Source organism: Vibrio tubiashii ATCC 19109 (assembly GCF_000772105.1).
GTDB classification, from domain to species: domain Bacteria; phylum Pseudomonadota; class Gammaproteobacteria; order Enterobacterales; family Vibrionaceae; genus Vibrio; species Vibrio tubiashii.
Window position 1 is genome coordinate 772,753 of record NZ_CP009355.1, and the last position, 11,629, is coordinate 784,381.

Sequence of the window (11,629 nt, forward strand, 5' to 3'; positions counted from 1 at the left end):
CAGGATTATGTAAAGTGTGGATCAACTCATTTAATAATTTTAGAGCCATTGCTATCGTATTTATCGTAGCAGCCCACAGCTATGGTATATCTGGTATTCAAAGAGATTCATTCTTCGACTACTTGATTAGTAATTTGATCTCTGGAGGTACTTCTCTTTTTGTGTTTATTTCAGGGTATCTGTTTTTTGAGATTTTTTATAAAAAATTTGACTATGTTAAATTTATAAAGAAGAAGGCTAATAATGTCCTTCTTCCTTATCTATTTCTTGGTATAACACCAATAATGGTATACTTGTTCTTTATACAAGGTGAGTTCAATGGGTATTTTGATGCCTCTCAAACTGGTTGGATACACGAGTATATTATTCCACTAATAAAGTACTATATTAGCGGAAGATTCTTACCTGCATATTGGTATATCCCCTTTATCTTATTGACATTTGTGTTATCACCTCTTCATGTTCGTTATGTGAAAATCTCATTGAGAAATCAGATTTTTATCATTCTGACCTTTAGTTTGATAGCAATGTTGATACATAGGCCTGTAGAGAATATTAATGTCATACAAAGCTTTGTGTACTTCACCCCAGTGTACTTAATCGGTATTACTAGTGCTATCAACAAAGATTATATCTATCAAAACCTTAAGGGAAAAGATGGTATTTTGCTCGTAATTGTCGTTGGTCTAGCAGCGCTTCAAGCAGGGTTAGGCCAATTTGGAAATTACCATAAGGCTCCTTTAGAGCTTTCGGGTATTGATATCATATTTGTACAAAAATTGTTTATGTGTTTTTTCTTTATGGTATTTCTACACCGATTCGAAAATTACTCAAACAAGGTTTTATCTACCCTAGCATCTACTAGTTTTTCTGTGTTCTTTATACATCCGTATATTGTTCAGGCTTGGCCCAAGCTTGGTTTAAAAAGTGTGGGTAACGACTCGTGGCTAGCTTATGCACTTACTGTGGTATTAATTTGCTTTCTTTCGGTAATAATAGTTAAGTCAGTTAAATTGATATTGAAACGACACAGCAGAATGGTTGTGGGTTATTAGTTATGAGACATAAAATTCTTAATAGTGATAATGTTTTTACGATTTTTATTTTATTTGTAGTTAGTGGGTCATATATCTAGTAATGTGGAATAGTATGGTTAATTTTAATAGTTTATCATTTTAAGCAAGGAAACTTAGATGAATCTTGTAGCACGATTCTTCCTTCCGCTTGGATTAGCTTTGTCTATATCCTCTGTTGTCATAGCGGAAGAACAAGCGAGTGCGGTGATTACAGACGCTGATATCGTCGCCGCGTATCAAGCTAATCCAGATGGAGTATTGGAAGTTCTTCAATCGCTTTTGGCAATGGATGGCATCGATACACAATTAGCACTTCAGACTGCATTCGAATTGGCACCTGATCTTGCTCAACAGATCGCCGAAATTGCTCGAATAGCTGGTATATCTAATGAAGACGTGACTACCGCAGCCCTGTTGGCTGGTGTCGACCCGACTGAAATTGGTGAAGCGACAGCGGCGGGTATTGCGTCTATTGCACTCACACCACCAGCAACTCCAGCTGTTGGCGCCGATGGTGGTGGCGGTAGTGGCGTTATCTCACCGAATTAATTAACTTAAAGCTCAACAACGGTTGGGCTTTCTTTTCCCCTCAAAGACCAATCTCGAATGAAAAATGTAGAAAAGCTAGTTTTCTGCTCGCTCCTTATTCTTATAGTGTGGCTACCTGTACCACTAGGCAGTAATAGACCGTGGGCATGGTCTATTGCTCAACTTTGGATTGCATTTCAAACCATAGCTTTAATGGCTATCTATTGGAGAGGCATACCTTGGAGCTATGTCAAGAAATATAGGTGGTTGCTTTGGCCGCTAGGTGTGTTTCAGGTTTGGGTTGCGATTCAAACTACAGTCTTACCCAAGGATCTTGTTTCTTTGCTTTCCCCGAGTGCTGAAGGGATTTACGCATTAGTTGGTGCCGATAGTTTTTCTATCTCATTAGATCGGAGCATGACGATGGCGGCATTACTAAAAGGGATGTCCTACTTTCTCATTGCGTTTAACTTAATCTTGTTAGTTAACTCAGGAAACCGGCTTAGATGGACTGCTTTAGCGATTGTCGCAGCGGGAACTGCTCAAGCTTTCTATGCCGCATTAATAGTTAAGTTGGGTATCAGTGAAAGCCTTGTTTGGGGTTATGCTGAGAAAGAGATAGCGACAGGTTCATTTGTTTATAAAAATCACTTGGCCAATTATTTGATGATGTCGTTGGCCATTGGAATTGGGCTTATTATTGCACAACTGCATACGTCGAAATCAGGATCATGGACAGTAAGATTGAAAAGGATTCTTGCCGGACTGCTGAGTAGCAAAATGCTAATCAGGTTGTCACTGGTCATTATGGTCATCGCTTTGGTTATGACACGATCTAGGATGGGGAATACGGCTTTTTTCGTCGCAGTGACAACTATTGGTTTGTTTTCATTAGTTTTCTACCGCAACAAACCGAGAGCTTTGACGATTTTAATCATCAGTATTCTAATGATTGACACCTTGGTGGTGGGCGCACTATTCGGCTTGGACAAGGTTAAGCAGCGCATCGCAGAAACATCAGTCGAGCTTGAGTCAAGAGATCAAGTTGTCATGTGGAGTATGGATATTATTAAAGACTATCCAATCACAGGAACGGGTATGTCGACGTTTTATACTGTGTTTCCGAGTTATAGCCATGCCAATATTGGTTTTTATGATCATGCACATAATGATTATGTTCAGTTCGCCGTAGAAGCGGGTATTCCCGCGACCTTAATGTTGGGAACACTCGTCCTATATTCGCTTTTCTTGTCGTTACGAACGTTAATTAGGCGCAACAGTCATACTATGAAGGGTGTTGCCTTCGGTGGCGCGATGGCTATTGTTGGTATGCTTATTCATATTTCGGTGGACTTCAACCTCCAGCCAATGGCGAATGCTGCAACTTTTGTCATCATATTGTTTTTTTGTTTTGCCTCGTCAATTTTGCCCGCGCGAAACAGAAAAGCTTTCGAAACACCACAAAGTCTAGTCGGAGAAACGGTTCGTGTTTAATTCAATATTGCTCGTTTGCACTGCCAATATCTGTCGTTCACCCATTGCAGAAGCCTTGTTTCAAAAACACTTTCCAAGCAAAAAAATAGGATCAGCAGGAACGAATGTCGAAGAGTTGAATTTGATAAGTACTGTTGCTGAACCAGGATCGGTTACCGTTGCAGCCGAAAATGGTTTAGATATCTCGAAGCATCGAGCTAAGCAGGTGACTAAAGAAATTCTTGCCCAATATGATCTGATACTAGTGATGGATGAATACCAAAAAGAGCTTCTCTCTAACTATTCTGCTGGGATTCGCGGCAAAACCTTTTTAATTGGACAATGGATCAATATTGGCCAAATTAAAGATCCGTTTGGAAAAGGAGAAAGCGAATTCAATACCTGCTACCAATGCTTAGAGCAAGCCGTCATGAGTTGGAAAAAGCGTATTCCCCACTAAGTAGGTTAGTGAACTAATTCTGTTTTTTTAAACTGCCCGTTAGCAATGAAATGATGTATTTGCCCCGGTACTAACGAAGAGTAGATCAAACTCGTATGGCTGCTTCTAATCTCGACATGATCCGTCATGCCTGCAATTTTTGTTTCATCAACGGTGACGGTTCCATCGGACATCATTTTGTTGTCCATTAAAAGCAACGAGCGAGCGCCAAGTGGAAGCGTACCAGCAATACAACCAAGCTTTTGTGGAAGAGCCCAACTTCCTTCATGTTGAGCGAGACCAAAGTCAGGGGAGTTGCCTAAGATAACACTCATGCCTAGTTCTTGAATCCGAGTAACAATGGATGCGCCTTGCATTGGAGAGCCGATGGTTACAACGTGTGAAACAACATCTTGATTTAGCTGGCGAGATTGAAGGTAATGCTTAATGATAAGCCCACCTAAACTGTGCCCAACGAGAACGTTAGGCATAGTATCGGATAAAGCGTTATCGACAGAGGTAAATACTTGCTGCTCATCGATTGCAACGCTGTTGTAAGAGAGTATCTTAGTTCGATAGCCAAACTCTCTGAGTTTGTGGCTTAGTGGTTGCATCACCATTCCATGCATATAAAGCCCATGTAAGATAATGATTTTCATATGATTCTCCACAACCTCTTATATAGGGAATCTAACCATATTTTTTGATAAAATCATCTACTTTCTGGCAAGTTTGTGCAGCCAAACAAGATGACTAAATAAATCACCTAACCTGCTATGCAGGTGACTAATGTGGGCTTAGTTCTATGGCAGCATGGTGAATTTCAAACGTATATTTTTCCATGAGAGTAGGGCACTACATCCCCGGCTACGACGACATTTTGTTGTGAAACATGACAATAGACAATGCCGCCGCGCTTGGATGCTTGGTATGCTTTCAGATTGTTTTTGTTGAGCCTGTCAGACCAAAATGGAGCCAGTCCAGCATGAATGGATCCCGTTACAGGATCTTCGTCTCCACCATTGGCTGGCCAGAAGTAGCGAGAAATAAAGTCATACTCTTTACTTTTTGCCGTTGCAACCACGTCATATGGGGCTAGACGCTTAAGGAAATCGCTTTTAGTGTTTAAATCATGGATATCTTGTTCATTGTCATAGATAGCAAAATAAGCTTGCGGGCTTCTTAGTACCTCGACTGGTGGGATAGACAAGCCTTCTAGTAGATCTGCTGGGGGATTAATGGCTTGCGGCTTTCTTAGTGGAAACGTCATCAAAATACGACCACTAAGGTCTTTATCGACAACTAACGGACCAACAAAGCGAGTTTCAAATGTAATGCTGTTTCCCGCATCAAAGTGGGAAAATAGGACATAGGCGGAGGCTAAAGTGGCATGGCCGCAAAAATCAACTTCACAAAGAGGAGAAAACCAGCGAATTTCATAGTGATCGACATCGATGGGTTTAATAAAAGCCGTTTCCGATAGGTTGTTTTCGGCGGCAATCTTAAGCATCAAGTCATCGCTAAGCCAATCATTGACTGGAACAACTGCAGCGGAGTTTCCCTTAAATCTTTGAGTCGTAAAGGCATCGCAAACGAACATTTCAAATTCCATCATCTTTCCCTCTGTTGTGGAGATTTTATAGATGATATGAATTATTACCTTTAGTTACCATAGTGGGTTGGGATTGGCGGAGAGTTGCGACTCGCTTCAACTGAAAGCATACTGAGTCGACACACTCTCCGATAATTAAAAGTGAATATTATTGGGTTACAATGTCACTTTAATATTGAGAGTAAGGCTTTATTTGAAGTTAACAAGAGAGTCTCTATTGAGATCGTGGATACTTTTGGCCCCCGTTAGCGTCATAGCAACACGCATTTCTTTCTCATATAGGTCGAGAAGATTTTCCACACCGGCTTGACCTTGTGCGGCGAGCGCATAGATAAATGAGCGACCTAGGAGAGTACAATCGGCGCCGAGTGCAAGCATACGGACGACATCAAGACCTGTTCTAATGCCAGAATCGACGAAGATTTTAAGATCCCCTTTTACTGCGTCTGCGATGGTAGGCAGAGCTTTTGCGGTTGAAAGTACGCCATCTAATTGTCGACCGCCGTGATTCGAGACCACAATGCCATCAGCGCCAAAGCTTACCGCATCTTTCGCATCTTGCTCATCAAGGATTCCTTTGATCACCATAGGGCCATCCCAAAATTCGCGAATCCATTCAAGATCTTTCCACGAAATAGAAGGGTCAAAGTTGTCGCCTAGCCAGCCAATGTAGTCTTCTAATTTGGTAGGTTCTCCGCGATAAGTGGAGATGTTGCCTAGGTCGTGTGGCTTGCCAAACAATCCGACATCGAAAGCCCAGCTTGGGTGGTGCATCGCTTGGAATACGCGGCGCGCAGCAGCGTTAGGGCCACTCATACCTGAGTGCATGTCACGGTAGCGAGCTCCCGGTACTGGCATATCAACGGTGAATACAAGCGTTGTAACACCAGCAGCTTTCGCGCGCTCAAGCACATTCTTCATAAAGCCGCGGTCTTTCAGCACATACAGTTGAAACCACATTGGGCGCTCAATCGCTGGAACGACTTCTTCAATAGGACAGACCGACACTGTAGACATAGTGAATGGAATGCCTTTGTTTTCCGCTGCTTTGGCTGCCTGAACTTCACCTCTTCGTGCATACATTCCAGTGAGCCCTACAGGTGCAAGCGCAATTGGCATCGCAAACTTTTCGCCAAAGATCTCTGTTTCTAGACTCAGATCTTCCATATTGTTTAGTACGCGTTGTTTCAGCGCGATGTCTGCGAGATCTTCGGTGTTTTTTCTCAAGGTATGTTCACCGTAAGAACCGCCATCAATGTAGTGAAAAAGGAACGGAGGAAGCTTCGCTTTTGCAGCGGCACGATAGTCAGTAGAGGCAGAGATAATCATAAAATCATTCCTAATAGAGTTTTTAGTGCCTTTCTATGAAGGTTTAGTATGGTCGATATCTTAAAAGGGAGGCGTCAATACCCACGGTTTTGCAATCGTTTTCACGTTAGCAGGGGTCTTGTCAGGGGTTAGGGTATTAACGCCTCAAGGGAAATTCTTTTAGTTCATTAACGCGTCAGTAATCTGCAAGCCATAGATAGCGACTAGGCCAATGATGCCCGTTACAACCAAGTAGTAGATGGTAGGGATAATGGTCTTACGCAGAGTTGCTCCTTCGCGTCCAAGCAATCCTACGGTGGCAGATGCAGCAACCACATTGTGGATAGCGATCATGTTACCGGCAGCAGCACCGACAGCTTGCAATGCGACAACCACGGCACTCGATATGGTTAGTGTTTGAGCTACTTCGAACTGGAACTGGCTAAACATCATGTTCGACACTGTGTTAGAGCCCGCAATGAAGGCACCAAGCGCACCGACTGTCGCACTAAGTGCTGGGAATGCCTCACCCACTAAGCCAGCAGCAAAGTTAGCTGTCGTGACTGGCATACTTGCTAGATCAGCTCCGTTGATGCCTGAGTTGATGAAGATACGAACCATAGGGATAGTAAACACCAAGACAAATCCTGCGCCAATCAGTGTTTTACTTGATTCACCAAATGCTTTCGCAAGTGGTGCAATGCTGCGCGATTGAAGTAATACCGCTACTAAAGCAACAAACACTAGAATACCACCTGGCAGGTACAGAGGTTGTATGGCCGTGCTAATGCCCGCTTCACCTAAGATATTGCTAAATGAAAGACTAACGCCACGCAGCATCGCTTTGAATTCAGTACTGACACGGCTAGCGACAAGTACAACAGCGAGCAGTACATATGGAAGCCAAGCTAAAGCCATGTTCATTGGCTTAGTTTTAGAGTCATCTAAATCGATCTTTAGTGAGCCTAACCATTCAGCAGGCCATTTGTTTTCGTCTTCAAAGTCCCACGTTGACTTAGGAACTAGGAAGCCACGTTTAGCCGCTGAAACCACAATGGATAGGCCAACTAAGCCACCGATAAGAGAAGGGAACTCAGCACCAAGAAATACACCGGTTAATGCGTATGGAATCGTGAAAGAAAGACCTGCAAAAATAGCGAACGGCAAGATGTCTAATCCTTCAGTCCAGCTTCTGTTCTTGCCGAAGAATCGAGTCAACATCATCGCCATTAGAACAGGGATTAGAGTACCTACACAGGCGTGAATCAAAGCAACGCTGGAGGTAATTTGCTGTAGGTAAGCATCCCACGTTGAGCCATTAGCGATAAGCGCTTCGCCAATATTATGAGTATCTAACCCTTTGTTAACGCCCACGATAATAGGTGTACCCACCGCGCCGAAGGAAACAGGCGTTGATTGAATCATCATTCCCATCAATACAGCCGCAAGTGCAGGGAAACCAATAGCGACAAGTAGCGGCGCGGCAATGGCTGCTGGCGTACCAAAACCGGAAGCGCCTTCAATGAATGAGCCAAAACACCAAGCGATAATAATCGCCTGAACACGTCTATCTGGAGAGATGTTTGTAAAACCGTTTCGAATCGTAGAGATTGCGCCAGTATGTTTTAAAGTGTTGAGCAAGAAGATGGCACCAAACACAATCCATAGTACAGAGACGGTGATTCCGAGTCCCTGAAATACAGAAGCAAGCACCCGGGTTGTTGACATATCCCAAGCGAAGAGGGCGATGACAACGGTTAAACCAAATGCGACTGGCATCGCGCGTTTGGCAGGCCAGTTTAGGCCTACGAGGAGTATGGCTGCCACCACTATTGGTGAGAAAGCCACTAGGGCAAGTAATGTTTCACTCATTGGTACGTCCTTTACATTCGTCAATCAGGACTCTTAAGAGTCTCTTAGATTTTATAATTGTGATGCTATTGTTAATTTGGGGTGAATTTACCCCTTTATTTTTTATTGATACAGGGAAATAATGAAAATAATTAATTCCAAAAGTGACATAATCAATGCGTGCAGATGACTTAATCCTGTTTTCTCAAGTCGTGGAAATGGGCAGTTTTAGCAAGGTGGCTGAGGCAAATAACCTTACAAATTCGGTAGTTAGCAAGAGAATTGCCCGATTAGAGGAAGAAATTGGTGTCCAGCTATTATATCGAACAACGCGTAAATTAACGTTAACAGAAGCGGGTAAAGCGTTAACGCATGGTGCTAAAAATGTGAAGCAAGCCGCTCAAGAGGCTATGGACGCAGTTTCAGGGTTTGGTGAGAACGTGAGCGGCCATATCAAAATGTCTGTCCCCACCATTTCTGGTGATCTGATATTGGCCGATGCTGTCGCCGAATTTTGCAACTCTCATCCAGGGTTAACGGTCGATATGTCTTTAGATAATCGATTTGTCGACCTCGTGGAAGGGGGCTATGACTTGGTGATTAGAACAGGCTATCTAGAAGATTCGAGCTTGATCGCAAGGCACATTCTAGATTCTCAATGGGTAGTGTGCGCGTCACCTTCTTATATAGCCAGAAATAGCAAACCGATAGAGCCGCAAGACTTAGCAAAGCACAACTGTCTTCAATATGCCTACCAAACCACGGGTGCGAGCGAATGGGAGTTTAAAGCTGTAGAGGGGAACTACATCGTCAAAGTGACTGGTTCCTTTTCGACGGATAACGCGACCGCACTGAGAAAAGCCGCCTTAGGTGGTCATGGAATCGCCTATGTACCAAGATGTTTGGTCTATCACGACATACGAAACGGTCAGCTGGTGGATTTGTTTCCCGAGCAGGTTGGCAAACGGCTTGGAATCTACGCAGTGTACCCATTTACCAGGCAACCACCTAACAAAGTAAAACTACTGATAGAACACATTCGGGCGCGGTACTTGGCGATTTCTCATTACTTCTAGCCAGTTCAACAAAAGAGAGACAAAAAAGCCGACGCTTCCATGCGTCGGCTTTAGGGTCGGCGGCCAAACCGAACTTATATAAGCTTAGGCTGCTTCGGTGGATTCTTCCAAATCAAATGAGGCAGCGATAAGTTTCTTGGTGTAATCGCTCTTCGGGCTATGGAATATTTCATCAGCAGTACCTTGCTCCATCACTTCGCCTTTTTGCATCACCAATACGCGGTCTGATAGGGCTTTTACAACACTTAAATCATGGCTAATGAATAAGAAGCCGATGTTGTGTTTTTTCTGAAGATCCTTAAGCAGATCAATAACCGTTAGCTGGACAGAACGATCAAGTGCCGAGGTCGGCTCGTCTAGCAAGATGAAGGATGGCTCAAGAATCAGGGCTCGTGCAATGGCGATACGCTGACGCTGACCTCCAGAGAATTCGTGCGGGTAGCGGTTGATAGAGTGCGGATCTAGGCGCACCTCCTCAAGGGCTTTTCGCGCTCTTGCCATACGTTCTGTGCGAGTCAATTGAGGTTGATGCACGGTTAGCGCTTCCGTGATGATATCGCCAACTGTCATACGTGGCGATAGCGAACCATAAGGGTCTTGGAACACCATTTGAATATCTTTTTTCAGTTCAAAGCGCTGTTTCTCAGACAGTTGGCTGATGTCTTGGCCTTTAAACTGGATGTGTCCAGTTGAAGGTAGTAATCCAATCAGTGCGCGGCCTAGGGTGGATTTACCCGAGCCAGACTCACCTACAATGCCTAAGGTTTCACCTTGTTTTAGCTCCAACGAGATCCCTTTAACCGCTTCGAAATATTGGTTACGGTTAGGCAAGAAGTGAGATTTAATTAAGAACTTTACTCGAATATCATCAGCTTTGAGCAGAGCAGGGGCATCTTCTTCTATAGGGTCTTTACTGCCACTAGGTATGGAGTTGATCAGCATTTGAGTATATTCATGCTTTGGATGAGCAAACAACTCGTCACATTGACCTTTTTCCACCACGTCACCTTTACACATTACGATGACTCGATCAGCGAGATGTTTTACAACTCCTAGGTCATGAGTGATGAACAGAATAGACATGCCCATCTTAGCTTGAATCTCTTTAATAAGGTTCAGCACCTCAGCTTGAACTGTCACGTCTAGAGCTGTCGTTGGTTCATCGGCGATGAGAATATCGGGTTCATTGATCAGTGCCATCGCGATCATGATACGTTGTAATTGACCACCGGAAAACTCGTGAGGGTACTTGGTGTAAGCTTGCTGAGGGTTTGGTAAGTGGACCAAATCGAATAGGTCGAGCACTTTTTGCTTCGCCTGAGAGCGAGTCACGCTTCGGTGACACATAATGGCCTCAGCGACTTGAATTCCAACGCGCATAAATGGATTGAGAGAGGTCATTGGTTCTTGGAATATCATACCGATACGATCACCACGAATGCTCTGCATGGTTTTTTCTGATTTCTCCAACAGCTCTTCATTTTCAAACTCAATGCTAGATTGAGAATGAACAATCGCATTATTTGGCAGAAGCTGCATCAAGGCGTTGGTTGATACTGATTTTCCACTACCAGATTCCCCAACGATAGCAAGCGTCTCACCTTTTAGCAGATCGAAACTGACATCTTTTACCGCGTCAACAATTCCATCGTTGGTGGTAAAACTTACGGAAAGGTTTCGAACCTTAAGAATAGGCGTCTGTGACATTGTACATCCTTATTTAATTTATAGTGTGTGAGCTTTCCATCGCAGAGTTGTATTGCTTGAGCGTCGAAAAGTAGTGGTGAGCTTTTTGTACATGTTCAAATTCGAGCATCCACTGGGCACTACGTTGAGCACTACAAAAAGCGCCCATATGACGCAATAAATCCTCACACTGATTTTGTATGACATGTTGAGTCGCTTGAACCAGATCGAAAGATTCAATCGAGACAAACTGGAGCTGCGCATAGGTTTGGTTTAGCAGGTCGAATGCCCGTTGGTGCTGACCCATCTTGTTCAGAATCTCTGATTGGGAAACGGCAGCATCGCGTAACCCTGTGACTAAGCAGCTAAATTGGCAGGGCTTTGTCTCATTATCCATCAGGGCATCTTGCAGATGAGAAGGCAAGTGGCTTAGCACAAGTTCATATAGGTAATGTGCTTCAGGCCAGTGTCCTTGTTCTAGCAATTGCTCTGCTTTTAGATAATGTGTCCAGCATTGCTGCAAATCCATGTCCAAATACTCCGCTCTCAAAATGTTATGCCTATTTAAATGCAATTCATT

11 protein-coding genes are annotated in these 11,629 nt (G+C 43.6%); 5 read left to right on the top strand and 6 right to left on the bottom strand.

Features of this window, described 5'->3' with window-relative positions; translation table 11 throughout:
- Positions 1 to 14 precede the first annotated feature (14 nt).
- The 4 genes from IX91_RS18575 to IX91_RS18590 all read left to right on the top strand — a co-directional run bounded on the left by IX91_RS18575 (position 15) and on the right by IX91_RS18590 (position 3,537).
- Complete coding sequence (locus IX91_RS18575; protein WP_004747778.1) at positions 15 to 1,055, top strand: acyltransferase family protein; 1,041 nt, start codon at positions 15 to 17, stop codon at positions 1,053 to 1,055.
- Between the two features lie 138 nt (positions 1,056 to 1,193).
- The gene (locus IX91_RS18580; RefSeq protein WP_004747776.1) at positions 1,194 to 1,625 is read left to right on the top strand and encodes a hypothetical protein; all 432 of its coding nucleotides are present in this window, start codon (positions 1,194 to 1,196) and stop codon (positions 1,623 to 1,625) included.
- 57 nt (positions 1,626 to 1,682) lie between these two features.
- Positions 1,683 to 3,098, top strand: a complete 1,416-nt coding sequence (locus IX91_RS18585) for an O-antigen ligase family protein (RefSeq protein ID WP_004747775.1) — start codon at positions 1,683 to 1,685, stop codon at positions 3,096 to 3,098.
- On the top strand, positions 3,091 to 3,537 hold the full coding sequence (locus IX91_RS18590; RefSeq protein WP_004747773.1) for a low molecular weight protein-tyrosine-phosphatase: 447 nt from the start codon (positions 3,091 to 3,093) through the stop codon (positions 3,535 to 3,537). The genes IX91_RS18585 and IX91_RS18590 overlap by 8 nt, the downstream gene beginning before the upstream one ends.
- A gap of 5 nt (positions 3,538 to 3,542) precedes the next feature.
- Here IX91_RS18590 and IX91_RS18595 read toward each other — a convergent pair whose 3' ends face one another.
- From IX91_RS18595 to IX91_RS18610, 4 genes are all read right to left on the bottom strand, one after another.
- Positions 3,543 to 4,175, bottom strand: a complete 633-nt coding sequence (locus tag IX91_RS18595; RefSeq protein WP_004747772.1) for an esterase/lipase family protein — start codon at positions 4,173 to 4,175, stop codon at positions 3,543 to 3,545.
- 164 nt (positions 4,176 to 4,339) lie between these two features.
- Complete coding sequence (locus IX91_RS18600; RefSeq protein ID WP_004747770.1) at positions 4,340 to 5,128, bottom strand: PhzF family phenazine biosynthesis protein; 789 nt, start codon at positions 5,126 to 5,128, stop codon at positions 4,340 to 4,342.
- Between the two features lie 189 nt (positions 5,129 to 5,317).
- Complete coding sequence (gene lldD / locus IX91_RS18605; RefSeq protein ID WP_004747768.1) at positions 5,318 to 6,457, bottom strand: FMN-dependent L-lactate dehydrogenase LldD; 1,140 nt, start codon at positions 6,455 to 6,457, stop codon at positions 5,318 to 5,320.
- Positions 6,458 to 6,616: 159 nt separating this feature from the next.
- The gene (locus IX91_RS18610) at positions 6,617 to 8,308 is read right to left on the bottom strand and encodes an L-lactate permease (RefSeq protein WP_004747766.1); all 1,692 of its coding nucleotides are present in this window, start codon (positions 8,306 to 8,308) and stop codon (positions 6,617 to 6,619) included.
- A 155-nt stretch (positions 8,309 to 8,463) separates the two neighbouring features.
- Here IX91_RS18610 and IX91_RS18615 point away from each other — a divergent pair, with 155 nt between their 5' ends.
- Positions 8,464 to 9,363, top strand: coding sequence for a LysR family transcriptional regulator (locus IX91_RS18615; protein ID WP_004747764.1), 900 nt, complete (start codon positions 8,464 to 8,466; stop codon positions 9,361 to 9,363).
- An 84-nt stretch (positions 9,364 to 9,447) separates the two neighbouring features.
- Here IX91_RS18615 and IX91_RS18620 read toward each other — a convergent pair whose 3' ends face one another.
- Entirely contained in the window at positions 9,448 to 11,070 is a 1,623-nt protein-coding gene (locus IX91_RS18620; RefSeq protein ID WP_004747762.1) for an ABC transporter ATP-binding protein, read from the bottom strand.
- A 13-nt stretch (positions 11,071 to 11,083) separates the two neighbouring features.
- A complete protein-coding gene (locus IX91_RS18625; protein WP_004747760.1) occupies positions 11,084 to 11,578 on the bottom strand; it encodes a hypothetical protein in 495 nt (164 codons plus the stop codon).
- Between the last annotated feature and the right edge of the window lie 51 nt (positions 11,579 to 11,629).